Raw genomic sequence first — 25,718 nt, forward strand, 5'->3', positions numbered from 1 at the left:
TCATGGATAAGCTTTTACATGATAATAATATTCTTACCGGTCTTCTTTGGGAACCCGAGTCCATGAGCCATCTGGAGCCGGGCGCGCAAGCTGCTTTTCGTGGCATGGTAAAGGCTAATCGCCGGTTAGTCTATAAAGACGCGAATGGTCAACTGGCGACAGGATATTGTGAGAAAATTTCTACGCTTTATGAACCATTCGCCATCTACATAAAAGATCTTTTTGGTGACGGGATCTATTTTTTCCATGGTGATGATAATTTTACCTATCTGCTGATTATTAATAACGGCAGGATTGTCAGTGGAACGGATTGTTTTATTGAGCGCAGCCTGTTTGATGAGTTAATGCGCCATCCGGAACAGTATGAACATCTGGAAATCACGCTGCTCACTGAAGTCCAGCTCTCCGTGGTGATTGAAAAATGTCGGGCGCATCAGCTTTCAATGAAACGGCGTCGCAGGATGATTATTTGCTCAATTCTGGTTGGTGGGATTATTTTTTTAGTTCTCCTGGCGTTAGCGCTTCATTTCCTGGTTACGGGGTAAGATATGCTGGAAAGTTTATATTTCTGGAAGAAAAAAAGCGGCGAGACACTCCTGTTGCGTGTCGTAGCGATACTGCTGACAATTATCTTACTGCTCTGTGGCGCTGGAACAGGTTACTGGTACTATTTTATCAAAAAGCCTGCCGATGAAGTGCAGGCGCAACAGCTGCAGGCCGCGCAGCAGTTACGTAAAGATATTGACACAGTGCATGACTGGTATGCAAAGTCGCTCGAAGGTGCTGATATTGATTCCGCACTTCGTTTACTTGCTGAACTTCATCGCAGCTATATTCCATTGAGATTAATTCATCTACCGATTAAAAGTGTCTCTTATAGCTGTTCAATGAAGTCATGTAATATGCGTTTTGAGCTTGAGCCTGGTGCGATATTAACGCAGCCGTCGTTGATTTTTTTAAATAAAACTTACCAGGCTGCTTTCCCGGTGGCGAAAGGAAAAGACAAAGATAGTACGCTATCTCTGGAATTTAATAATATGAAGTTTTCAACTCTAAGTAATAATCATGCGAAAGCTTATAAATCAAATAAATCATTAGCGTTACCTGTCTGTAATGATGTTATTTCCTACATTAAAACATATAACTCTTTTTTATCTTCAGGAAAAGAACGATTGAAGAATGGTAAGATCGTTTTCAAAATGTTGCCAAAATCACCGGTCAGCGAACTGGAGAAAAAATTAAAAGGACAAGTTAAATCTTATGAGATGCTCTCTTCAGAATGGAGTATCGAATTTGTCGAGGCTAAGGAGAGTTTTAGCAACGCTGAAATTTCAGCCCAGCTCGCCTTATATAAACAAGCATATCGGGATGCTTTTTTAATCAGGAAGATTGAGACAGTGAAACAAGGAATTAAGATTTCCGGAGGATTAATATGCAAAGCGTAAAATATTTCGCGGTGATTGCGACATTGTTGGTCAGTGGTGAACTGGCATTCGCCGCGCCAACTACAGATTTACCTACTGTGCCTCAGGTCGCAGAGAAAGCTGCGTCATCCAAACCCATGCCGGAAAAAATACCTCCGCATGGCGATGTCAATCCAGCGGTATCCACCGCAGAAAGTGTGCCAGCGCAAGCGGAGAAGCCGGTGCAAATGACGATACAGGAGCAGCTCGAGCAGCTGGTTGAGGATGATTACGCTTTTCAGTCGGCAAAGCGTAAACTGGAAAACGAGGTCGCACTTGAGAAAATGCGCAGTGAGATTCGCAAGTTGCGTGGTGAGGATAAAAAAGCGCCAGCTTCGCCAGCAGCTCCCGTGCGTAAAGCCGAGCCGGAAACGAATGCTAAACTATCGGTGCCAGTTGCAACAGCCCTGCCACACGTTGTGCTGGAATCTGTCATTGGCGGGCGTGCTCGCGTTGCCATTGTCAATCATTCCGGCGACCAGTTGCGTTATGCCGCGCCCGGTGAAATGTTCTCTATGGACGGGCTGCAGTATATTCTGAAAAAGGACAAAGAAGCAGGTTTAAAAGTCGAGGAAGTGGTTCCGTGAGCGTTGGCTTTAAGCGAATCACGCCGGAAGAAACACTTTCTGGACAGTGGGAATACCATGAGTTTGATGGCATCGGTATAAGCGCGGTTCATGCTCAGGGAGAAGGCGAATATTTATTAGTGTATGGCATTAATATCAATAAGCTTTTCGAGTATGAATTGCAAATAGCGCGCCTGAAATCCATGCATAAACGTCCCGTTATTGGCCTGGCCGTAGTCACGGAAGATGATTATTTCCATATACTGGAGTTTATATCACTTAAAGCGATAAATGCTGCGCATAATGAAATTGATGTTACGGATACCCAGCAGCGTTTGGTCAATATTTTGCAGCGTGTGGTGAATATGGGCGCAAGCGATCTTCATATTACACGTAATGATGTTCTCGCTGTCTTTGAAGCGCGTGTTAATGGTGTGCTGAAACCGTTTATGCAAATAAAATCTCAGCAGTGCGATGAAATGGTTTTCGTTTTGTATAATGTGGAGGCAACGACCAGAGATACCACCTGGAACCGCGCTATTCCGCAGAGCGCAAATATTTTATACAGCCTGAACGGTAAGCCTTATCGTTTTCGTTACGCTCATTTCCCAATCTTTGGCGAAACGGCTGACTGTTACCATGCCGTACTGCGTATTATTCCTTCCGGTCTGCAAAAGGATAATCTCGGCTCGCTGGATAAAATTAACGTTTCGCAGGAGGAAAAGGAGGATCTTAAACGTATTCTCAGTAACCCCTACGGAGCGTATGTAATTGCCGGTACAACGGGCTCGGGCAAATCCACTACGCTGAAAAACCTGATGGAGTGGTTGCAGATTAACCGCTACGACGATCGCGGCTGTTTCCTGACGGTTGAAGACCCTGTGGAATACCAAATCTACGGCGCGAAGCAAAGTTCGGTTGTCAGCGTGGACGGCGGCGGGTTTCATGCGGCGATTAAATCCGCGCTGCGGCGGGACCCTGATGTGCTGATGGTTGGGGAAATTCGTGACAACGTGTCGGCTAATGCGCTGGCTGGCGCCGTAGAGAGCGGACATTACTGTTTTACTACGGTACATGCAGGCAATATCGTTTCGCTGCTTCAGCGTATGTCCGCGCTGGGTATCAGTAGCGATAAGCTGTCGACGCCGGGGTTTATTGCGGGACTGCAGTGCCAAAAACTGGTGCCGGTGCTTTGTGAGGCATGTAAACAGTTTTACAAGGAAAAAACGATAGCCGGGCGCACTTTTACCCTCTTTCAGGCTGGTGCAAAGGGCTGCGCGAAGTGCAGACACAGCGGTATCAGGGGGCGTCAGCTGGCGATGGAATATTTCTTGCCTACCTACGATGAGCTGGCGGCAATCTCCCGTCAGGAGTGGCTGAACGTCTATATCTTGTGGCGCGAAAAGCGCAAAAAAGTCGCCGGGCTTGCGGAAGGATTTGAAATTCGCGAAAAGGTGATGGCATACGTTCTGCAGGGATACGTTGATGCCAGATGGTTTGCAATGGAATTCGGCGTTCTGCCGGATGAAGACCTGGAGATGATCGTTGAAAAAATTCACTAAAAAGCAGCGAATTTATATCTACCAGTTTTGCGCAGATATGGTGAAGGCTGGCCTGCCTTTATATGATTCAATGCAAAAGCTGCAAAAGGAAGGCCAAACCTTATTGGGTAAAGGCTTCAGTCAGCGACTGCTTGGTTTGATCAACCAGATGAAACAGGAAACTTCTGTAGCCGCGGTATTCGAAGGCCTGGTTCCGAATTCAGAATTAAGCGTCATCACTGCAGCAGAAAAGAGTGGAAGCCTGGCTGAGGGGTTTTTTACGCTCGTATCTATTATTAAATATAATGATGAGCTAAGAAAAAAAATCATCGGTGCGCTTATCTTTCCTCTGATCATGATCACTTTATCTCTGATTGTGATTGCCGGCTATTCTATGAAAGTATTTCCCGCTTTCGCATCCGTTGTGCCCATTGATAAATGGCCTGGCGTTACGCAGAGCCTTTATCATTTTGGGGTTGCACTTTATGAAGGCCTCTGGCTAAAAATTCTGATTGGATTTGTTCTGTTGGTTATCCTCATACGTTTCGCGATGGCCAATATGAAAGGAACGATGAGGAATAAAGTTTGTGACAAAGTAATGCCTTTTTCGACCTATCGGCAGTTGACCTCTTCGATCTTTCTGAATAACTTGTCGCTCATGTTGAGCAACAGTATTCCTCTGACGGACGCCCTGGCTATTATCCAGTTGAATGCCAATCGCTGGCTGAAATGGCATATTTTCGCCATGCTGGAAAAAATGGCCCATGGTATCAATTATGGAAAGGCACTTGATACAGGGCTTATGGGGCCGGAAGAACTGCTGAATGTTAGCTTGTATGCCGATCTTCCTTCGTTCAATGAAGTACTGCTTTCTGTTTCAGAGCGTTCAAGAGAGCATATTCAGGAGTACATAAAAAAACTGGCAGGGCTTCTGAAAAATTTAGCGACGCTTGTTTTGGGGGGCAGCGTGGTTTGGGTCTTTGTTGCTCTTTTCTCATTGATGGATACGCTTTCAAAAAATGCAGTAGGGTAATTAAAGATGACTATTTTTCAGTGTAACATCTGGTCAAAAGTCCTGTTGTTGGTGGCACTTTTTTTTGCGGGGGGGGGCCGCACAGGGGGCGGAAAAGTACGGTTTTAGTGCCGGGTTAAAACGCTGCGCGCTTTGGGATACCTTTTTTCCAATTTCATTTCAAATTCCTGATCTGGAGAATGCACGGTTTGCACCTGAGCCAGTATTTAACGTCATCTATATTGCTGGAGATGATACGCCACATATGGATGATTTTTTTGATCTTTACTCGGTGGGGGGCAAACCTGTCTGGCCAATGTCACCTCTGTTGGCTGATGGCAGAAGTCAGCCGAAATGCCGAAAGAATGGGAATTGCATTGAGAGTGGAAAGGGAGGTGTGGGTAAGGGGGTTTCTGCCTATGATGACATTGTAAACGAAGCCGCTTTAAAAAATGATACAAAAAAAGTTTTAGCAGATTCAGTTTATCGTGGTGGTGGCATTTTATGGCTATATTTGCCTACCCGTAAATTAAAATTATTACGCGTTGAGTTTTTCACTCCTTCCCGTGGTACATTTATGTCTATTTCAGATAAGGGGTATGTCGAACCCTTATTCTTCGAGTACAGAGCGACAGGGAAGCACGACGAGATGGAATTGACGGCGATGGGGGGAACTGCCGCGGGTAATAATTTTAATGGCGTTAATTTACCTCCTAAAATCAAGCTGACCTGGCTCTCAGCTATTCATGTTTGGCTGCAGAAAGATGGTAAGAGCGGCAATTTATGGCAAGATCTCATACCTTATACTGGGCTGGTCTATTTCAATGAAGCACAGATGGCACAGGTTCCGAATAACTGTAAATGACTTTGAAGATAATTACTATGGATATTTATAGAAGGTAAGTTTCGCATGGACGCTTTTTTCACGCCCTGGTACCCATGGCTGGCATTACTCCTGGGGGGGCTGATTGGCAGTTTTCTCAATGTGGTCATTTATCGTTTACCCATCATGATGCTGCGTGAAAATGCGACTGATGAAGAAAAGTTGACTCTGCCAGATGTTAATTTATGGTGGCCGCAATCGCATTGTCCCCGGTGTCAGCAAAAAGTGATGCCATGGGATAATATCCCTGTTGTCAGCTGGCTTCTTTTGCGTGGGAAATGTCGATATTGTCACTGTGCAATATCGGCTATTTATCCATTAAGTGAAGCTGTAATCGGTGTGGTTTTTTGGGGGTTAGTATTCTGCCTTTATCCGCAATATAGCCTTGTTCAGCTGACGTTCATCGCACTATTTTTATGCTTGCTCTATACGCTTGCACTTATCGACATCACCACGTTTTTGCTGCCCGACAGTCTTGTGTATCTGTTGTTATGGACCGGGCTTATCGCCGCTGTGCGTAATATTATCCCGGTCTCTCCGCGAGATAGCGTCATGGGCACTGTTTTTATATGGGGTTTTACCTGGTTGATGGCCGAAGGTTACCAACGGATTAAAGGACGTGAAGGTTTTGGAAAAGGCGACGTGAAACTGTATGCCGCCTGTGCGGCCTGGTTGGGGGCAGCGAACGTTGCCATGCTCATTCTCGGATCAGCGTTGCTGGGGTTTGCTTGTTTTCTGCTGCGTCATTGCTTCGCTCGTTGCCGTCTCATCGCGGCTAAAGAAGATAAACAAGTGTATATCCCATTCGGCCCGGCGATTGCGGTGATGTCGGTGTACCTGATGTATACGGAGATACTTCATCTATGATCTCGCTGCTGCTTCATTTACTTCTGTTTCAGTTTGCACCTGATGGCGTGAGTACTCCGACTGAGCATACTGTCACCCGCGCCACGCAGAGGCTGTTATCCCCTTCTGGTTTATATGATCCCACCTTGTTAGCCATGTTGGGGCAAATACCGCGTACTCCTGACATGCGTGCATACCCGGCGTGGCGTTCCATGTACATTGGATTCGAGCCGCTTTCCTGTCAGATCAGCGCTACAACGTTATGGCGTAAGGCTTTCGCTCTTTTACCTTCTGAGATCATGCCCTATAAAAGAGGGGATTTTTCCTGCGCACCCGTCATGGCACTGGCCCGGTTCTTTTCCGTTGTTGCTCCGTATGAAGCCGAAGATGTCGCCTATGAAGAAGATGAGGCTGCCAGCAATGTTTTCTCTGTCCTGAATCTGACGATCCCGACGCGAAGCGCTTCGCCTCCAGTATGGCGGCCTTTATTGCAACAACGTACTGCTTCTTTGATGGATGACATTCCCAAAGAGGCATTCATTTACCCGCTCACGCATGACATCGTGGTGACCTCACCTTACGGAATGCGCTATCACCCGATAATGCATCAATTTATGCGTCATGAAGGCGTTGATTTCCGTGCGCCTGTAAATAGCCAGGTCATGGCCATTGCTGATGGAGATGTTGTGGAGACGGGTTATGGCCCTGTGACGGGCTTCTACATTACCGTCAATCATGAAGATGGCTGGAGCAGCCGTTACCTGCATTTAAATTCTGTTCAGGTTTTTAAAGGCGATAAAGTGCTGCGAGGCAATGTTATTGCGTTATCCGGAGCAACCGGGCGCACCAATGGACCTCATCTTCATCTGGAGCTCAGTCAGCATCAGCAGCTTTTGGATCCTATGAATGTGCTTTCCGCGTCGACGTTGACGCCTAACGTCAGCGTTGCTCAGAGGAAACCAGCCCAGGAAGAGGCCGCAAAACCGAAAACAGGGCCCGTCTCTACCACTCCCACGATCGCGCTGATCAGTGGAGAAGGGGAAAATATGCAGGTAGGCGTTCGAGTGGGCGCCAGAACGTTTTTTTACAGCCCGGGTGAGCCAGTTGAGACTGATGCAGGCATATGGCGCATAGTTAAACGTTATGGAAAATATAAGCTTGTTAAGCAAGAGAAGAAGGGTGATTACAATTAGTAGATTGTTTTGTGGCCTTTTTTTCACCGTGAATGGGCAAAAAGAAACGCTTTTGCTGTTTTTTTCCGCAGTTGATAAAATGCCAACAAAATGCCCTTGCGAAGGTCATTCGCTTTGGTTAGTATTCACACCCGCTTCAGTGGGAAACAAAATCCTGCTAATTGGTCGAAGCATTGGTATGCGGCAAATCCGCAAGGAACAGGTTGATTATGTACGAAGCTCTTTTAGTTGTTTTCCTTATTGTAGCCATCGCTCTCGTAGCGCTGATCATGCTGCAACAAGGTAAAGGCGCTGATATGGGAGCCTCCTTCGGAGCAGGCGCTTCCGGTACGCTGTTCGGTTCAAGTGGTTCTGCGAACTTCATGACCCGCACAACGGCGATTCTGGCTACGCTGTTCTTCATCATCAGTCTGGTGCTTGGCAATATCAATAGCAACAAGACCAACAAAGGAAGCGAGTGGGAAAACCTGAGCGCGCCAGCTAAAACTGAGCAGACTCAGCCAGCTGCACCGGCTAAGCCAACCAGCGATATCCCGCACTAAGTATTCTGTACCGAGGTGGTGGAATTGGTAGACACGCTACCTTGAGGTGGTAGTGCCCTAACGGGCTTGTGGGTTCGAGTCCCATCCTCGGTACCAATATTCCAGAAGAAAGACGTCGAAAGACGTCTTTTTTTTTCGTCTGTATTCTGTGGATCTAATCTTTTGTAGGGCGGGTAAGCGCAGCACCACCCGCCATTTTTGCCCGGTGGCGCTGCGCTTACCGGGCCTAAGAAGGCTACAAAAAAGGCGCCTCTTGGGCGCCTTTTGCATGTCACATCAGCGATTACTTCTTGTCGCTGTGCTCCAGGTTTTCAACCTGCGGCAGGCCATTACCGGAACTGGCTGACAGCAAACCGTTCTCAACGTAGTTGAACAGCTTCTCACGGGTATCGGTGATATCCAGGTTACGCATGGTCAGCTGGCCAATACGATCGTCCGGCGAGAACACGGATTCGCCTTTCTCCATGGTCAGACGCTCTGCTTTGTAAGTCAGATTGTCAGACACGGTGTTCAGGATGGAGTAGTCATTCCCGCGACGCAGTTCCAGAGTCACTTCACCCGTAATCGCACTTGCCACCCAACGCTGCAGGGCATCACGCAACATCAGCGCCTGTGGATCAAACCAGCGACCCTGATACAGTAATTTACCCAATTGACGGCCATGAGCGTGATACTGCTCGATGGTGTCTTCGTTGTGAATACCGGTCAGCAGACGCTCGTAAGCGATGTGCAGCAGCGCCATGCCCGGGGCTTCGTAGATGCCACGGCTTTTCGCTTCGATGATACGGTTTTCAATCTGATCGCTCATGCCCAGACCGTGACGGCCACCAATACGGTTAGCTTCCAGCATCAGTTCAACATCATCAGAGAAGGTTTTACCGTTCAGCGCCACCGGATGGCCGCGTTCGAAACGCACGGTCACTTCTTCGGCCTGGATTTTGACGTTCTCGTCCCAGAACTTCACGCCCATGATCGGGTTAACGATCTTCACGCTGGAGTTCAGGAATTCCAGATCTTTTGCTTCGTGCGTCGCACCCAGCATGTTCGAGTCGGTAGAGTAGGCCTTCTCGACTGACATCTTATAGTCAAAACCGCAGGCGATCATAAACTCAGACATCTCATGACGGCCACCCAGCTCGTCGATGAAATCGGTATCCAGCCACGGTTTGTAAATCTGCAGTTCGGCGTTGGTCAGCAGGCCATAACGATAGAAACGTTCGATATCGTTGCCTTTATAGGTGCTACCGTCACCCCAGATGTTTACGCCGTCTTCTTTCATGGCGGCAACCAGCATGGTGCCGGTGACCGCACGGCCCAGCGGAGTGGTGTTGAAATAGGTTAGGCCGCCGGTGGTGTTATGGAACGCACCGCACTGAATCGCCGCGATACCTTCGGCGACCAGTTGCTTACGGCAGTCAATCAGGCGCGCGTTCTCTGCACCATACTCTTTTGCGCGACGAGGAATGGCATCATAGTCGTCCTCATCCGGCTGACCCAGGTTCGCAGTATATGCATACGGAACCGCTCCCTTCTGGCGCATCCACAGCAGTGCAGCGCTGGTATCCAGGCCGCCTGAGAAAGCGATGCCAATACGTTGTCCTACCGGAAGATGCTTGAGAATCGTCGTCATAGAATAAAACCCTGCTTGATTGACTGATTAGAGACCGCTTTCGCTCTCTTGTGCATTTTTATGCAAAATAAGTGAGTATTCATTTAATCATCTTTTGGCGAAGACCGGAAGAGACTCGTGCGTTTTTTGTAAAAATTTTGGTCTGTTCTGTCTGGCGGATGTCGCCTTGACAGGTGGGGTCAACTATCAATATACTAAACGCCGATTTTACGTCCCGTCTTCGGTACCAAATCCCAGCATTATTTGCAAATTCTGTCCAAAACGCGTAGAATTTGCCACGTTTCAGGCGCGGGGTGGAGCAGCCTGGTAGCTCGTCGGGCTCATAACCCGAAGGTCGTCGGTTCAAATCCGGCCCCCGCAACCACTTTCCCATAAAGTTCTTTTTCAAATATACTGTGAAGACTTAGAGCCTTCGTAGCTGGATTTGAAAAATTTCTTTCGGAGAGTGCTCCAGGCCACAGTTGTGGCTATAGGGTTCAGTTATCTAAAGCCCCGATTTATCGGGGTTTTTTGTTATCTGACTACAGAATAACTGGGCTTTACGCCCTTTTTTTATGTCTTGGGGGTGGGCTTGTCCACATTAGAGCAAAAATTAACAGAGATGATTACTGCACCGGTCGAAGCACTGGGCTACGAACTGGTCGGCATCGAATTCGTTCGCGGCCGTACATCGACGCTGCGCATCTATATTGATAGTGAAGATGGCATCAATGTTGATGATTGTGCTGATGTCAGCCACCAGGTGAGTGCGGTTCTTGATGTTGAAGATCCGATTACCGTTGCGTACAACCTGGAAGTTTCCTCACCTGGCCTCGATCGCCCGATGTTCACGGCCGAGCACTATGTGCGCTTTACCGGTGAAGAAGTGGCTCTCGTTCTGCGTATGGCCGTACAGAACCGCCGTAAATGGCAGGGAATTATCAAAGCCGTTGATGGTGAGATGATCACGGTGACAGTCGAAGGCAAAGATGAAGTGTTCGCGCTGAGTAATATCCAGAAGGCGAACCTGGTTCCCCACTTTTAACAGTCTGGATTGAGGTGAAAAGCCCGCGATGAACAAAGAAATTTTGGCTGTTGTTGAAGCCGTCTCCAACGAGAAATCACTGCCGCGTGAGAAGATTTTCGAAGCGCTGGAAAGTGCACTGGCTACAGCAACCAAGAAAAAATACGAGCAAGAGATCGATGTTCGCGTAGAAATCGATCGTAAAAGCGGTGACTTCGATACATTCCGTCGTTGGGTAATCGTTGAAGAAGTGACCCAGCCGACCAAAGAGATCACGCTGGAAGCGGCACGTTTTGAAGACGAGAGTCTGAACGTGGGTGACTACGTTGAAGATCAGATCGAATCTGTGACCTTCGACCGTATCACCACCCAGACCGCCAAGCAGGTTATCGTGCAGAAAGTGCGCGAAGCCGAGCGCGCGCTGGTTGTCGATCAGTTCCGCGATCAGGAAGGCGAAATCATCACTGGCGTGGTGAAAAAAGTGAACCGCGACAACATCTCCCTGGAGATCAAATCCGAAGGGTTGCCGGGTAACGCTGAAGCCGTGATCCTGCGTGAAGATATGCTGCCGCGTGAAAACTTCCGTCCAGGCGACCGTATCCGTGGTGTTCTGTACGCTGTCCGTCCAGAAGCGCGCGGTGCGCAGCTGTTCGTGACCCGTTCTAAACCAGAAATGCTGGTTGAACTGTTCCGTATCGAAGTACCGGAAATCGGTGAAGAAGTTATCGAAATTAAAGCGGCGGCTCGCGATCCGGGCTCCCGCGCGAAAATTGCGGTGAAAACCAACGACAAGCGTATCGACCCGGTCGGTGCTTGCGTCGGTATGCGTGGTGCGCGTGTCCAGGCAGTCTCTACTGAGCTGGGCGGCGAACGTATTGATATCGTTCTGTGGGATGACAACCCGGCGCAGTTCGTGATCAACGCAATGGCTCCAGCTGATGTGGCGTCTATCGTTGTTGACGAAGACAAACACACTATGGATATCGCTGTTGAAGCGGGCAACCTGGCGCAGGCAATCGGCCGTAACGGTCAGAACGTACGTCTGGCGTCACAGCTGAGCGGCTGGGAACTCAACGTGATGACCGTTGATGACCTGCAGGCTAAGCATCAGGCTGAAGCCCATGCGGCGATCGATACCTTCACTAAATACCTGGATATTGACGAAGATTTCGCCACTGTTCTGGTTGAAGAAGGTTTCTCTACGCTGGAAGAACTGGCCTATGTGCCAATGAAAGAGCTGCTGGAAATCGACGGTCTGGATGAACCAACCGTTGAAGCCCTGCGTGAACGCGCTAAAAACGCACTGACCACCCTGGCACTGGCTCAGGAAGAAAGCCTTGGCGATAAAAAGCCGGCTGATGACCTGCTGAATCTGGAAGGTCTTGATCGTGCGATTGCGTTCAAGCTGGCTGCCCGTGGTGTTTGTACGCTGGAAGATCTCGCCGAGCAAGGCGTTGATGACCTGGCTGATATCGAAGGTTTAACCGACGAGAAAGCCGGCGAGCTCATCATGGCCGCACGTAATATTTGCTGGTTCGGCGACGAAGCGTAATAAACTGTAGCAGGAAGGAACAGCATGACTGATGTAACTGTAAAATCGCTGGCTGCCGAGATTCAGACCTCCGTGGACCGCCTGGTACAGCAATTTGCTGATGCAGGGATCCCGAAGTCCGCTGATGACTCGGTGACCGCGCAAGAAAAACAAACCTTGTTAACGCACCTGAACCGTGAACACGGCTCTACGCCTGACAAGCTGACGCTGCAGCGCAAAACGCGTAGCACGTTGAATATCCCTGGTACCGGTGGCAAAAGTAAATCGGTACAAATTGAAGTCCGCAAGACGCGCACCTTTGTAAAACGTGATCCGCAAGAGGCAGAACGTCTTGCCGCGGAAGAGCAGGCACAGCGTGAAGCGGAAGAACAAGCTCAGCGTGAAGCGGAAGCAACCGCCAAACGTGAGGCAGAATTAAAAGCTGAACGTGAGGCCGCAGAAAAAGCGAAACGCGACGCAAGTGATAAAGTGAAGCGTGACGCTGCGGAAAAAGACAAAGTGAGCAATCAACAGACAGACGAAATGACCAAAACCGCCCAGGCTGAAAAAGCCCGCCGTGAAAATGAAGCTGCCGAGCTGAAGCGTAAAGCGGAAGAAGAAGCCCGCCGCAAGCTGGAAGAAGAAGCACGTCGTGTGGCTGAAGAAGCGCGCCGTATGGCAGAAGAAAACGAGAAGAACGGTGTTGATACCGCTGAGCAGTCTGAAGATACCAGCGACTATCACGTGACCACTTCTCAGCATGCGCGTCAGGCTGAAGATGACAACGACCGTGAAGTAGAAGGTGGTCGTGGCCGTGGTCGCAATGCGAAAGCGGCGCGTCCGGCGAAAAAAGGCAACAAACACGCTGAGTCTAAAGCTGACCGTGAAGAAGCGCGTGCAGCCGTGCGTGGCGGTAAAGGTGGTAAACAGCGTAAAGGTTCTTCTCTGCAGCAGGGCTTCCAGAAGCCAGCTCAGGCGGTTAACCGTGACGTTGTGATCGGCGAAACCATCACCGTTGGCGAACTGGCAAACAAAATGGCGGTAAAAGGCTCTCAGGTCATCAAAGCGATGATGAAACTGGGCGCCATGGCGACCATCAACCAGGTGATCGACCAGGAAACCGCACAGCTGGTTGCTGAAGAGATGGGCCACAAAGTTATCCTGCGTCGTGAAAACGAACTGGAAGAAGCGGTAATGAGCGACCGTGATACGGGTGCTGCGGCAGAACCGCGCGCACCGGTAGTGACCATCATGGGTCACGTTGACCACGGTAAAACCTCTCTGCTCGACTACATTCGTTCTACGAAAGTGGCCTCCGGTGAAGCGGGTGGTATTACCCAGCACATCGGTGCATACCACGTAGAAACTGACAACGGCATGATCACCTTCCTGGATACCCCAGGCCACGCCGCGTTTACCTCAATGCGTGCTCGTGGTGCGCAGGCGACGGATATCGTTGTTCTGGTTGTTGCTGCAGACGACGGCGTGATGCCACAGACCATCGAAGCTATCCAGCACGCGAAAGCGGCGGGTGTGCCGGTTGTGGTTGCAGTGAACAAGATCGATAAACCAGAAGCGGATCCGGATCGTGTTAAAAACGAACTGTCCCAGTACGGCATCCTGCCGGAAGAGTGGGGCGGCGAAAGCCAGTTCGTACACGTGTCTGCGAAAGCGGGTACCGGTATCGACGATCTGCTGGATGCGATCCTGCTGCAGGCTGAAGTTCTGGAGCTGAAAGCCATCCGTAACGGTATGGCAAGCGGTGCGGTTATCGAATCCTTCCTGGACAAAGGCCGTGGCCCGGTTGCTACCGTTCTGGTTCGTGAAGGTACCCTGCATAAAGGCGATATCGTTCTGTGTGGTTTCGAATACGGTCGCGTGCGTGCGATGCGTAACGAATTGGGTCAGGAAGTGCTGGAAGCCGGTCCGTCCATTCCAGTAGAAATCCTTGGCTTGTCCGGTGTGCCGGCTGCCGGTGACGAAGTGACCGTAGTGCGTGACGAGAAGAAAGCGCGTGAAGTTGCACTGTATCGTCAGGGCAAATTCCGTGAAGTTAAACTGGCTCGTCAGCAGAAATCTAAACTCGAGAACATGTTCGCGAACATGGCTGAAGGCGAAGTTCACGAAGTGAACGTCGTACTGAAAGCTGACGTTCAGGGCTCTGTGGAAGCGATCTCCGACTCCTTACTGAAACTGTCGACTGACGAAGTGAAAGTGAAGATCATCGGTTCTGGTGTCGGTGGTATCACCGAAACCGACGCTACCCTGGCTGCTGCGTCCAACGCCATCCTGGTTGGCTTCAACGTGCGTGCTGATGCTTCTGCTCGCCGCGTGATCGAAGCAGAAAGCCTGGATCTGCGTTACTACTCCGTCATCTATAACCTGATCGACGAAGTGAAAGCAGCGATGAGCGGTATGCTGTCGCCTGAGCTGAAACAGCAGATCATCGGTCTGGCTGAAGTACGTGACGTCTTCAAATCACCGAAATTCGGTGCAATCGCGGGCTGTATGGTTACCGAAGGTACCATCAAACGTCACAACCCAATCCGCGTTCTGCGCGATAACGTGGTTATCTATGAAGGCGAGCTGGAATCCCTGCGCCGCTTCAAAGATGACGTTAACGAAGTCCGTAACGGCATGGAATGTGGTATCGGCGTGAAGAACTACAACGACGTTCGCGTAGGCGATATGATCGAAGTGTTCGAGATCATCGAAATCCAGCGTACCATCGCTTAATCTTCGTTAAGATTGCTGATTGTAGGCCGGGTAAGCGAAGCGCCACCCGGCAACTATTTCAAAAGGGGCTGAATGCCCCTTTTTTGTCTGGAGAATTTATTATGGCGAAAGAGTTTGGTCGCCCACAGCGCGTCGCGCAGGAAATGCAGAAAGAGATCGCCCTCATTCTGCAACGTGAAATTAAAGACCCCCGCGTCGGCATGATGACCACCGTGTCGGGTGTAGAAATGTCCCGCGACCTGGCCTATGCCAAGGTGTTCGTCACTTTCCTGAACGATCAGGACGAAGCGGCAGTGAAAAACGGCATTAAAGCGCTGCAGGAAGCGTCAGGTTTCATCCGCTCTCTGCTCGGCAAAGCAATGCGTCTGCGTATCGTTCCAGAACTGACCTTCTTCTACGACAACTCGCTGGTTGAAGGGATGCGTATGTCCAACCTGGTGACCAGCGTGGTGAAACATGACGACGAGCGTCGTGTTAATCCGGCGGACGACAGCAAGGAGGACTGATGAGTCGTCCTCGTCGTCGTGGTCGCGACGTGCATGGTGTGCTGCTGCTGGATAAACCCCAGGGCGCTTCCAGCAACGACGTGCTGCAAAAAGTGAAGCGCATTTACAACGCCAACCGTGCGGGCCACACTGGCGCGCTCGATCCGCTGGCAACCGGCATGCTGCCGGTCTGCCTGGGAGAGGCGACAAAGTTTTCCCAGTACCTTCTCGACTCCGATAAACGTTACCGCGTTATCGCTAAACTGGGCCAGCGCACGGATACCTCCGATGCCGACGGCCAGGTGGTCGAAGAGCGCCCGGTGACGTTCAGCGCGGAACAGCTTGATGCTGCCCTGGAGAGCTTCCGCGGGGACACGATGCAGGTGCCATCGATGTATTCGGCGCTGAAATATCAGGGAAAAAAACTCTACGAATATGCACGCCAGGGCATCGACGTCCCGCGTGAAGCCCGTCCGATCACCGTGTATGAGCTGCTCTTTATTCGCCACGAAGGTGATGAGCTGGAACTGGAAGTACACTGTTCGAAAGGCACCTATATTCGTACCATCATCGATGATCTGGGCGAGAAGCTGGGCTGTGGCGCGCATGTGATCTACCTGCGTCGCCTGGCGGTCAGTAAATACCCGGTTGAGCGGATGGTGACCCTGGAACAGCTTCACGCGCTGGTTGAACAGGCACACGCGCAGGGGATAGCGCCGGCCGATTTGCTCGATCCCCTGCTGATGCCGATGGACAGCCCGGCAGCGGATTTCCCGGTGGTTAATCTTCCTTTAACATCGTCCGTTTACTTTAAGAACGGCAACCCGGTTCGTACGGCGCAAGCGCCGCAGGAAGGGCTGGTTCGCGTGACTGAAGGTGACGACGGTAAGTTCATCGGAATGGGCGAAATGGATGGCGAAGGGCGCGTTGCGCCGCGTCGTCTGGTCGTCGAATATCCGGTCGACGCGTGACGGCGATAACGGCTCACCTTGCGATAAGCAGGGGAGACGAGTAGAATATCGCCGCTTAACGCCTGGTGAATTGTTTAACAATCCGCGAGGCGTACATGGGGTCGCTGAATTAGAGATCGGCACCCTTACATTCTTTATACTTTGGAGTTTGAAAATGTCTCTAAGCGTTGAAGCTAAAGCTAAAATCGTTTCTGAGTTTGGTCGTGGTACTAACGACAGCGGTTCTACCGAAGTTCAGGTTGCACTGCTGACTGCACAGATTAACCACCTGCAGGGTCACTTTGCAGAGCACAAAAAAGATCACCACAGCCGTCGTGGTCTGCTGCGTATGGTTTCTCAGCGTCGTAAACTGCTCGACTACCTGAAACGTAAAGATGTTGCACGCTACACCGCGCTGATCGAGCGTCTGGGTCTGCGTCGCTAAGTCTTGCGAGTTTCAGAAAAGGGGGCCTGATGGCCCCTTTTTTCAACCAGACGGCAGCAATTCACTGGAAACTATTGTATTGTTGCTATAAATGATCTTCATTGCAGAGGTTCGCGCGGCTAATGAGAGGCTTCACCCATGGGGGTGTTGGTTGTCATTAGTCGCGAGGATGCGAAGAAGGTCGGGTCAAATCGACAGCACACCGGTGGTGTGCTGTCAAACATTTAAGAAAGGACAGAATTTTGCTGAATCCGATCGTTCGTAAATTCCAGTATGGTCAACATACCGTCACGCTGGAAACCGGTATGATGGCTCGTCAGGCTACTGCTGCCGTTATGGTAAGCATGGATGACACCGCGGTATTCGTTACCGTTGTGGGTCAGAAAAAAGCTAAACCAGGTCAGGACTTCTTCCCTCTGACCGTTAACTACCAGGAGCGTACTTACGCTGCCGGTAAAATCCCGGGTGGCTTCTTCCGTCGTGAAGGCCGTCCAAGCGAAGGCGAAACCCTGATCGCGCGTCTGATTGACCGCCCGGTTCGTCCGCTGTTCCCGGAAGGCTTCGTTAACGAAGTTCAGGTTATCGCGACCGTTGTGTCCGTTAACCCACAGGTTAACCCGGACATCGTTGCGATGATCGGTGCGTCCGCTGCCCTGTCACTGTCTGGTATTCCATTCAATGGCCCAATCGGTGCGGCGCGCGTCGGTTACATCAACGACCAGTACGTACTGAACCCGACTCAGGAAGAGCTGAAAGAGAGCAAGCTGGACCTGGTGGTTGCCGGTACTGAAGCCGCTGTGCTGATGGTTGAATCCGAAGCTGAACTGCTGAGCGAAGACCAGATGCTGGGCGCTGTGGTCTTCGGCCACGACCAGCAGCAGGTTGTTATCCAGAACATCAACGAACTGGTGAAAGAAGCCGGTAAGCCACGTTGGGACTGGCAGCCTGAAGCAGCAAACGACGCGCTGAACGCACGCGTTGCTGCACTGGCAGAATCTCGCCTGAGCGATGCTTACCGTATCACTGACAAACAGGAGCGTTATGCTCAGGTTGATGTGATCAAAGACGAAACCATCGCCACGCTGGTTGCTGAAGACGAAACGCTGGATGCTAACGAGCTGAGCGAAATTCTGCATGCCATCGAGAAAAACGTGGTGCGTAGCCGCGTGCTGGCAGGTGAGCCACGCATCGATGGCCGTGAAAAAGACATGATCCGTGGTCTGGATGTGCGTACTGGCGTGCTGCCACGTACTCACGGTTCTGCGCTGTTCACCCGTGGTGAAACGCAGGCGCTGGTAACTGCGACGCTGGGTACTGCACGTGACGCACAGATCATCGACGAACTGATGGGCGAGCGCACTGACAGCTTCCTGTTCCACTATAACTTCCCTCCGTACTCCGTTGGTGAAACCGGTATGGTTGGCTCGCCGAAGCGTCGTGAAATTGGTCACGGTCGTCTGGCGAAGCGCGGCGTGCTGGCTGTGATGCCAGATGCGGACAAATTCCCGTACACCGTCCGTGTGGTTTCTGAAATCACCGAATCCAACGGTTCTTCTTCTATGGCTTCCGTATGTGGTGCCTCTCTGGCGCTGATGGATGCAGGCGTGCCAATCAAAGCCGCCGTTGCGGGTATCGCAATGGGTCTGGTGAAAGAAGGCGACAACTATGTTGTTCTGTCTGACATTCTGGGCGACGAAGACCACCTGGGCGATATGGACTTCAAAGTGGCGGGTTCCCGCGACGGTATCTCTGCGCTGCAGATGGATATCAAAATTGAAGGTATCACCAAAGAGATCATGCAGGTTGCGCTGAACCAGGCTAAAGGTGCACGTCTGCACATCCTGAGTGTGATGGAACAGGCGATTAACGCGCCGCGTGGTGATATCTCTGAATTCGCTCCGCGCATTCACACCATCAAGATCAATCCAGACAAGATCAAAGATGTTATCGGTAAGGGCGGTTCCGTTATCCGTGCGCTGACCGAAGAGACGGGCACCACGATCGAAATCGAAGATGACGGTACTGTGAAAATCGCAGCAACCGACGGCGAGAAAGCGAAATTCGCGATCCGTCGTATCGAAGAGATCACCGCAGAAATCGAAGTGGGCCGTATCTACAGTGGTAAAGTGACCCGTATCGTTGACTTTGGCGCATTTGTGGCCATCGGTGGCGGTAAAGAAGGTCTGGTTCACATCTCTCAGATCGCTGACAAGCGCGTTGAGAAAGTGACCGATTACCTGCAGATGGGTCAGGAAGTACCGGTTAAAGTTCTGGAAGTTGATCGCCAGGGCCGTATCCGTCTGAGCATTAAAGAAGCAACTGAGCAGTCTCAGCCAGCTGCTGCGCCTGAAGCACAGGCTGCAGAACAGCAAGGCGAGTAAGTTGCGATTTGCCCTCCGCTTTGCGGAGGGCCTGGTATCAGGCAGGACGCCTTGTTAAGCCGCCGGGGGACAGGACGTTCATCCAATAGTTGTCTTCGGGAGTGGGAAATGAAGCCTTTTTTGCGCTGGTGTTTCGTTGCGACAGCTTTAACGCTGGCAGGATGCAGCAACTCTGCCTGGCGTAAGAGCGAAGTCCTCGCAGTGCCATTGCAACCGACTTTGCAGCAGGAAGTGATTCTGGCACGCATGGAACAAATACTTGCCAGTCGGGCTTTAACCGATGACGAACGCGCACAGCTTTTATATGAGCGCGGAGTGTTGTATGATAGTCTTGGTCTGAGGGCATTAGCGCGGAATGATTTTTCACAAGCGCTGGCTATCCGACCTGATATGCCTGAAGTATTCAATTACTTAGGCATTTATTTAACGCAGGCAGGCAATTTTGATGCTGCCTATGAAGCGTTTGATTCTGTACTTGAGCTTGATCCAACTTACAACTACGCGCACTTGAATCGCGGTATCGCATTGTATTACGGCGGTCGTGATAAGTTAGCGCAAGATGATCTGCTGGCGTTTTATCAAGACGATCCTAATGATCCTTTCCGTAGCCTGTGGCTTTACATCGTTGAGCAGAAGCTCGATGAGAAGCAGGCAAAAGAGGCACTGAAACAGCGCTTCGATAAATCGGACAAGGAACAGTGGGGATGGAACATTGTCGAGTTCTACCTGGGCAACATTAGCGAAGCAACGCTGATGGAACGCCTCAAGGCGGACGCAACGGATAACACCTCGCTCGCTGAGCATCTCAGTGAAACCAACTTCTATTTAGGTAAGTACTACCTAAGTCTGGGGGATAAGGACAGCGCTACGGCACTGTTCAAATTAGCGGTTGCTAACAACGTACACAACTTCGTTGAGCACCGTTATGCATTGTTGGAATTATCGCTCTTGGGCCAGGAGCAAGACGACCTGGCAGAATCGGACCAGCAATAGCTGACGACATAAACATCAGCCCGTAATCTTTTGATTGCCATCACCTTAACTGGTGAGGGCGTTGTTGTTCGTCAATACACCTACTTTGAGCCGGTTCACACTTTTCAATGAAAATTGCTAATCATTTTCACGATGAGCTAAGTAGACTGGCCGCCATTGACATTGAGGCACTCGTACTACATGGCTGAATTCGAAACCACTTTTGCAGATCTGGGCCTGAAGGCTCCTATCCTTGAAGCCCTTAACGATCTGGGTTACGAAAAACCATCTCCGATCCAGGCTGAGTGTATCCCACACCTGCTTTCTGGTCGTGACGTGCTGGGCATGGCCCAGACTGGTAGCGGTAAAACTGCAGCGTTCTCGCTGCCGCTGCTGAACAACATTGATCCGGACCTGCGTGCACCGCAGATCCTCGTCCTGGCACCAACCCGTGAACTGGCTGTTCAGGTTGCTGAAGCCATGACGGAATTCTCTAAACATATGCGCGGCGTAAACGTGGTAGCCCTGTACGGCGGCCAGCGTTATGACGTGCAGTTACGCGCCCTGCGCCAGGGCCCACAGATTGTTGTCGGTACGCCGGGCCGTCTGCTGGATCACCTGAAGCGCGGTACGCTGGATCTCTCTAAACTGAGCGGTCTGGTACTGGACGAAGCAGATGAAATGCTGCGTATGGGCTTCATCGAAGACGTTGAAACCATCATGGCGCAGATCCCGGACGGTCATCAGACCGCGCTGTTCTCTGCCACCATGCCTGAAGCTATCCGTCGCATTACCCGCCGCTTCATGAAAGAGCCGCAGGAAGTGCGTATTCAGTCCAGCGTGACGACTCGCCCGGACATCAGCCAGAGCTACTGGTCTGTGTACGGCATGCGTAAAAACGAAGCGCTGGTTCGTTTTCTGGAAGCGGAAGATTTTGATGCGGCGATCATCTTCGTTCGTACCAAAAACGCGACCCTGGAAGTGGCTGAAGCCCTGGAACGTAGCGGCTACAACAGCGCAGCGCTGAACGGCGACATGAACCAGGCCCTGCGTGAGCAGACGCTGGAGCGTCTGAAAGACGGTCGTCTGGATATCCTGATTGCAACTGACGTGGCAGCACGTGGCCTGGACGTTGAGCGTATCAGCCTGGTGGTTAACTACGACATCCCGATGGATTCCGAGTCTTACGTTCACCGTATCGGTCGTACTGGTCGTGCGGGTCGTGCGGGCCGTGCGCTGCTGTTCGTTGAGAACCGCGAGCGTCGTCTGCTGCGTAATATCGAACGCACTATGAAGCTGACCATTCCAGAAGCCGATCTGCCAAACGCAGAGCTGCTGGGCAAACGCCGTCTGGAAAAATTCGCCGCGAAAGTCCAGCAGCAGCTGGAAAGCAGCGATCTGGATCAGTACCGTGCGCTGCTGTCCCAGATCCAGCCTGTTGCTGAAGGCGAAGAGCTGGACATGGAAACCCTGGCTGCAGCACTGCTGAAAATGGCGCAGGGCGAACGTAGCCTGATCGTGCCGCCAGATGCGCCGATGCGTCCTAAGCGTGAATTCCGTGACCGTGACGATCGCTTCGAACGTCGTGGCGACCGTAACGATCGTGGCCCACGTGGCGACCGTCCAGAGCGTGGTGGTGAAGACCGTCCACGTCGTGAACGTCGCGATGCGGGTGATATGGAGCTGTACCGCATTGAAGTGGGCCGTGATGATGGCGTTGAAGTGCGTCATATCGTTGGCGCGATCGCCAACGAAGGCGACATCAGCAGCCGTTACATCGGTAACATCAAGCTGTTCGCATCCCACTCTACTATTGAGCTGCCAAAAGGCATGCCGGGTGAAGTACTGCAGCACTTTACGCGTACTCGCATCCTGAACAAGCCGATGAACATGCAGCTGCTGGGCGATGCACAGCCACGTCCTGACCGTGGCGGCGAACGTCGTGGCGGTGGTCGCGGTTTCGGTGGCGAGCGTCGTGAAGGCGGTCGCAGCGAAGGTCGCGGTGGTGAAGGTCGTCGTTTCTCCGGCGAGCGTCGCGAAAACCGTGGCCCACGTCGTGAAGAAGGCACCAGCCGTCGTCGTTTCGGTGACGCGTAAGCCTTGCACTTCTGACGTAAAGTAAAATATACAGCCCCGATAGATGCTATCGGGGCTTTTTTTATTCCCTTTGTACTCTTGTACTGGTACAGTGCGTCACATTAAAATGCAGAACCGCATGATTGACTGGAGAAAAGGCTGTATGGCGACACTAACCACCACCCAAACGTCACCTTCGCTGCTTGGCGGCGTGGTGATCATCGGCGGAACCATTATAGGTGCCGGGATGTTTTCCCTGCCCGTGGTCATGTCCGGTGCGTGGTTCTTCTGGTCGCTGGCCGCACTGGTCTTTACCTGGTTCTGTATGCTTCATTCCGGGTTAATGATCCTCGAAGCCAACCTGAACTACCACATTGGCGCGAGCTTCGACACCATCACCAAAGATCTGTTAGGCAAAGGCTGGAACCTGGTCAATGGACTCTCCATCGCATTTGTCCTGTACATCCTGACCTACGCCTACATTTCGGCGAGCGGCTCGATTCTGCATCACACCTTCTCGGAGATGTCGCTGAACGTTCCGGCGCGTCTGGCAGGATTGTGCTTTGCACTGGGTGTGGCGTTTATCGTCTGGATGAGTACCAAAGCGGTGAGCCGGATGACGGCCATTGTACTGGGCGCAAAGGTGATCACCTTCTTCCTGACGTTCGGCAGCCTGCTGGGGCACGTAACGCCGGCAACGCTGTTTAATGTCGCCGAAGTGAACACCTCGTATACGCCGTATTTGCTGATGACGCTGCCGTTCTGTCTGGCTTCGTTTGGCTACCACGGTAATGTGCCGAGCCTGATGAAGTACTACGGCAAAGATCCGCGCACTATCGTGAAATGTCTGGTCTACGGTACGCTGCTGGCGCTGGGGCTGTATGTCATCTGGCTGCTGGGAACCATGGGCAACATCCCGCGTCCGGAATTTATTGGCATTGCACAGAAGGGCGGTAACATTGATGTGCTGGTGCAGGCGCTGAGTGGCGTTCTGAACAGCCGCAGTCTGGATCTGCTGCTGGTGGTGTTCTCCAACTTTGCGGTGGCAAGCTCGTTCCTCGGCGTGACGCTGGGCCTGTTTGACTACCTGGCAGATCTGTTTGGCTTCGATGACTCCGCGATGGGACGCTTCAAAACTGCACTGCTGACCTTCCTGCCACCGATTGCGGGTGGCCTGCTGTGGCCGAACGGCTTCCTGTACGCCATCGGCTATGCCGGTCTGGCAGCGACCATCTGGGCGGCAATTGTGCCGGCGCTGCTGGCCCGAAAATCACGTCAACGCTTCGGCAGCCCTAAATTCCGCGTCTGGGGCGGCAAACCGATGATTGTACTGATTCTGGTATTTGGTGTGGGTAACGCGCTGGTTCACGTGCTGTCGAGTTTTAACCTGTTGCCTGTGTATCAGTAAGTTTTTGTGCCGGATGGCGGCTACACCTTATCCGGCCTACGCGATCCCGTAGGCCCGGTAAGCGAAGCGCCACCGGGCAAAAGGGCTACCCCACCAACTCCTCTTTCACCTGCATCGCCAGCTCAAAGGAGTGCAAACGCGCCTGGTGATCGAAGATCTGGCCGTTAACCATAATCTCATCGGCCTGCGTCTCACGCAGCACCGCTTCCAGCCCGTGACGCACCTTCGCTTTATCACCCACCAGTGACATGCCGAGCGCCTGTTGAACACCATACTGCTCGGAGGCTGACCAGAGCTGATGCATATTCTCCACTGGCGGCGGAAGCTGGCCTGTCTCACCACGACGCAGCTTCACAAACGCCTGCTGCATAGAGGTAAACAGGAATTCTGCGTCGCGATTGCTGTCGGCGGCAATGATGTTGATACACACCATCGCGTACGGTTTCGCCAGACGCTCAGACGGTTTGAAATGGGTGCGGTAGAGATGCAGCGCCTGATGCAGCATATCCGGCGCGAAGTGCGAGGCAAACGCAAACGGCAGCCCCAGCTGTGCGGCAAGCTGCGCGCTATACAGACTTGAGCCTAACAGCCAGACCGGGATCTTCTCACCATAACCGGGTACCGGGCGCACGTGCGGGTTCGGGTCTCGCGCATCGAACCAGTCCACCAGTTCCGCCACGTCGCGCGGGAAGTTGTCGATATCGCCGCTCATATGGCGGCGCAGGGCGCGCATGGTGGGCTGGTCACTCCCCGGCGCACGGCCAAGCCCTAAATCTATACGGCCCGGATAGAGCGTATTCAGCGTGCCAAACTGCTCGGCAATCACCAGCGGGGCGTGGTTAGGCAGCATCACGCCGCCGGACCCCAGGTGCAGAGTGGTCGTATTTGCCGCCAGATAGCCAATCAGAACCGAGGTTGCCGCACTGGCGATGCCGACCATGTTGTGGTGCTCGGCCAGCCAGTAACGGTGATAGCCACGTTTTTCGGCCAGACGAGCGAGATCGAGCGAGTGCGAAAAGGCTTCTCGCGCCGAGGAGCCTTGAGGGATCGGCGCCAGATCCAGCACCGAAAACGGAAGGGTTTTGTCAGTCATAACAGCTCACTTTGTCGACGGTCAATCATTAATAGTGCATTAAAAAATGATAACCGTTGTTAACAAAGTGAGCCTTTTTTACGCCTGCAGCTCCAGCCCGGCGAGACGTCGCCAGTAGCCGTTGCAGTCGCTATTAGCCTGCAGCGCCAGCGGCGCGGCACCGTTTTCGTTGGCGCGGAAGGCATCCAGCATCGCGAACACGCCGTTATCGAGCGGCGACAGGCGCACCATATCTACCAGCCCATCCATCGACGCCAGCTCGTTGCCCAGGTTATAGACATAGCCGCTCATGGTCTGAATGCCGTTCAGGACAAACACCTGCTGATTCTCCTGCGACAGCATGCTGCGCCCGTTCGGGTACTTAATGCAGCAGGTTTCGCACTCGTCTTTCGGACGGTCTTCCGAACGCGCGGTAAAGCAGCGGGCGGAATAGGCCAGCGGCAGATGCCCGTAGCTCAGCACTTCCACTTCAAACTTGTTGCGAATACCCAGCTCTTCGCACTGCGTGAGCAGGTTTGCCAGCCAGTCGCGGGAGAGCTCAACCGGCATGCACCAGCGCGTCATTCCCTGTTTCAGCAACAGGCGCAGGGTCACGGCGTTGTAGCAGTTCAGGGCATGGCCCGCGACAAACGGCAGCCTGCGTTCGGCGCACATGTTCACTACGCCGAGATCGCTTGCTTCCAGCAGGAACTCGCCGTTCTCCACGTAGCGCTTTAGCTCGCCCAGTTCAGAAGCGGCCTGTACCAGGGCGAGCGTCGAAAGCACCACCTGTTTACCGCTTCCGGCGAGGATCTTCGCCATCTCCAGCCAGTCGCCCACTTTGGTGGCCCGGCGCTTGCTGCACACCGCTTCGCCGAGGTAAATCACATCGGCGCTGCTGCTGGCGGCCTGTTGATAAAAGTCTTCCAGCGTCTCTTTTGGCCAGTAGTAAAGCACCGGCCCTAATGAATATTTCATGATTT

Annotated in this window: 23 protein-coding genes and 2 tRNA genes; 22 read left to right on the forward strand and 3 right to left on the reverse strand. The window is 52.1% G+C overall.

Annotation, left to right across the window (positions count from 1 at the left end):
• The first annotated feature begins 2 nt into the window (after nt 1-2).
• The 10 genes from GM298_RS07755 to GM298_RS07800 all read left to right on the forward strand — a co-directional run bounded on the left by GM298_RS07755 (nt 3) and on the right by GM298_RS07800 (nt 8,142).
• The gene (locus GM298_RS07755; RefSeq protein WP_095450585.1) at nt 3-545 is read left to right on the forward strand and encodes a pilus assembly protein; all 543 of its coding nucleotides are present in this window, start codon (nt 3-5) and stop codon (nt 543-545) included.
• 3 nt (nt 546-548) lie between these two features.
• A complete protein-coding gene (locus GM298_RS07760) occupies nt 549-1,445 on the forward strand; it encodes a hypothetical protein (protein ID WP_262783789.1) in 897 nt (298 codons plus the stop codon).
• Nucleotides 1,433-2,050, forward strand: coding sequence for a hypothetical protein (locus GM298_RS07765; RefSeq protein ID WP_252087444.1), 618 nt, complete (start codon nt 1,433-1,435; stop codon nt 2,048-2,050). Before GM298_RS07760 ends, GM298_RS07765 begins: the two co-directional genes overlap by 13 nt.
• 182 nt (nt 2,051-2,232) lie before the next feature.
• Nucleotides 2,233-3,591, forward strand: a complete 1,359-nt coding sequence (locus GM298_RS07770; RefSeq protein WP_262783807.1) for an ATPase, T2SS/T4P/T4SS family — start codon at nt 2,233-2,235, stop codon at nt 3,589-3,591.
• Nucleotides 3,575-4,603: a type II secretion system F family protein gene (locus GM298_RS07775; protein WP_266153885.1), complete on the forward strand. Its 1,029-nt coding sequence runs from the start codon at nt 3,575-3,577 to the stop codon at nt 4,601-4,603. Before GM298_RS07770 ends, GM298_RS07775 begins: the two co-directional genes overlap by 17 nt.
• Nucleotides 4,604-4,667: 64 nt before the next feature.
• Nucleotides 4,668-5,447, forward strand: coding sequence for a hypothetical protein (locus GM298_RS07780; RefSeq protein ID WP_266153886.1), 780 nt, complete (start codon nt 4,668-4,670; stop codon nt 5,445-5,447).
• Between the two features lie 45 nt (nt 5,448-5,492).
• Nucleotides 5,493-6,332, forward strand: coding sequence for a prepilin peptidase (locus tag GM298_RS07785; protein ID WP_262783786.1), 840 nt, complete (start codon nt 5,493-5,495; stop codon nt 6,330-6,332).
• On the forward strand, nt 6,329-7,504 hold the full coding sequence (locus GM298_RS07790; RefSeq protein ID WP_259567033.1) for a M23 family metallopeptidase: 1,176 nt from the start codon (nt 6,329-6,331) through the stop codon (nt 7,502-7,504). Before GM298_RS07785 ends, GM298_RS07790 begins: the two co-directional genes overlap by 4 nt.
• Nucleotides 7,505-7,713: 209 nt before the next feature.
• Nucleotides 7,714-8,046, forward strand: a complete 333-nt coding sequence (gene secG, locus GM298_RS07795) for a preprotein translocase subunit SecG (RefSeq protein WP_045284760.1) — start codon at nt 7,714-7,716, stop codon at nt 8,044-8,046.
• A gap of 9 nt (nt 8,047-8,055) precedes the next feature.
• Nucleotides 8,056-8,142, forward strand: a tRNA-Leu gene (locus tag GM298_RS07800).
• Nucleotides 8,143-8,329: 187 nt separating this feature from the next.
• Here the strand turns inward: GM298_RS07800 and argG are convergent.
• A complete protein-coding gene (gene argG, locus GM298_RS07805; protein ID WP_095450611.1) occupies nt 8,330-9,676 on the reverse strand; it encodes an argininosuccinate synthase in 1,347 nt (448 codons plus the stop codon).
• A gap of 287 nt (nt 9,677-9,963) precedes the next feature.
• Here argG and GM298_RS07810 point away from each other — a divergent pair.
• From GM298_RS07810 to mtr, 12 genes are all read left to right on the forward strand, one after another.
• Nucleotides 9,964-10,040, forward strand: a tRNA-Met gene (locus GM298_RS07810).
• A gap of 207 nt (nt 10,041-10,247) precedes the next feature.
• The gene (gene rimP / locus GM298_RS07815) at nt 10,248-10,700 is read left to right on the forward strand and encodes a ribosome maturation factor RimP (RefSeq protein ID WP_014833432.1); all 453 of its coding nucleotides are present in this window, start codon (nt 10,248-10,250) and stop codon (nt 10,698-10,700) included.
• Between the two features lie 28 nt (nt 10,701-10,728).
• Nucleotides 10,729-12,231: a transcription termination factor NusA gene (nusA, locus tag GM298_RS07820; protein WP_003861798.1), complete on the forward strand. Its 1,503-nt coding sequence runs from the start codon at nt 10,729-10,731 to the stop codon at nt 12,229-12,231.
• A 24-nt stretch (nt 12,232-12,255) separates the two neighbouring features.
• Entirely contained in the window at nt 12,256-14,946 is a 2,691-nt protein-coding gene (infB, locus tag GM298_RS07825) for a translation initiation factor IF-2 (protein WP_025756714.1), read from the forward strand.
• A gap of 101 nt (nt 14,947-15,047) precedes the next feature.
• On the forward strand, nt 15,048-15,452 hold the full coding sequence (gene rbfA, locus GM298_RS07830; protein ID WP_003024988.1) for a 30S ribosome-binding factor RbfA: 405 nt from the start codon (nt 15,048-15,050) through the stop codon (nt 15,450-15,452).
• Nucleotides 15,452-16,402: a tRNA pseudouridine(55) synthase TruB gene (gene truB / locus GM298_RS07835; RefSeq protein WP_025756715.1), complete on the forward strand. Its 951-nt coding sequence runs from the start codon at nt 15,452-15,454 to the stop codon at nt 16,400-16,402. The genes rbfA and truB overlap by 1 nt, the downstream gene beginning before the upstream one ends.
• 154 nt (nt 16,403-16,556) lie before the next feature.
• Nucleotides 16,557-16,826 carry a 30S ribosomal protein S15 gene (rpsO, locus tag GM298_RS07840; RefSeq protein ID WP_003861789.1) on the forward strand — a complete coding sequence of 90 codons (270 nt, stop codon included), beginning with the start codon at nt 16,557-16,559 and terminating at the stop codon, nt 16,824-16,826.
• A gap of 242 nt (nt 16,827-17,068) precedes the next feature.
• Complete coding sequence (gene pnp, locus GM298_RS07845; RefSeq protein ID WP_025756716.1) at nt 17,069-19,207, forward strand: polyribonucleotide nucleotidyltransferase; 2,139 nt, start codon at nt 17,069-17,071, stop codon at nt 19,205-19,207.
• Between the two features lie 108 nt (nt 19,208-19,315).
• A complete protein-coding gene (gene nlpI, locus GM298_RS07850) occupies nt 19,316-20,200 on the forward strand; it encodes a lipoprotein NlpI (RefSeq protein ID WP_013098912.1) in 885 nt (294 codons plus the stop codon).
• A gap of 107 nt (nt 20,201-20,307) precedes the next feature.
• The gene (gene yrbN, locus GM298_RS23330; protein ID WP_100122156.1) at nt 20,308-20,388 is read left to right on the forward strand and encodes a protein YrbN; all 81 of its coding nucleotides are present in this window, start codon (nt 20,308-20,310) and stop codon (nt 20,386-20,388) included.
• On the forward strand, nt 20,381-22,276 hold the full coding sequence (locus GM298_RS07855) for a DEAD/DEAH family ATP-dependent RNA helicase (protein WP_025756718.1): 1,896 nt from the start codon (nt 20,381-20,383) through the stop codon (nt 22,274-22,276). Before yrbN ends, GM298_RS07855 begins: the two co-directional genes overlap by 8 nt.
• A gap of 142 nt (nt 22,277-22,418) precedes the next feature.
• Nucleotides 22,419-23,663, forward strand: coding sequence for a tryptophan permease (gene mtr / locus GM298_RS07860; protein WP_128339766.1), 1,245 nt, complete (start codon nt 22,419-22,421; stop codon nt 23,661-23,663).
• Between the two features lie 85 nt (nt 23,664-23,748).
• On the opposite strand, the gene GM298_RS07865 is transcribed toward mtr, so the two are convergent.
• Both GM298_RS07865 and GM298_RS07870 read right to left on the reverse strand, forming a co-directional pair.
• Nucleotides 23,749-24,756 carry a luciferase-like monooxygenase gene (locus GM298_RS07865; protein WP_266153889.1) on the reverse strand — a complete coding sequence of 336 codons (1,008 nt, stop codon included), beginning with the start codon at nt 24,754-24,756 and terminating at the stop codon, nt 23,749-23,751.
• A 78-nt stretch (nt 24,757-24,834) separates the two neighbouring features.
• Nucleotides 24,835-25,713, reverse strand: a complete 879-nt coding sequence (locus GM298_RS07870; protein ID WP_266153890.1) for a U32 family peptidase — start codon at nt 25,711-25,713, stop codon at nt 24,835-24,837.
• Nucleotides 25,714-25,718 lie beyond the last annotated feature (5 nt).

Source organism: Enterobacter sp. HSTU-ASh6 (assembly GCF_026319105.1).
In the GTDB taxonomy this organism is placed as follows: Bacteria; Pseudomonadota; Gammaproteobacteria; order Enterobacterales; family Enterobacteriaceae; genus Enterobacter; species Enterobacter sichuanensis.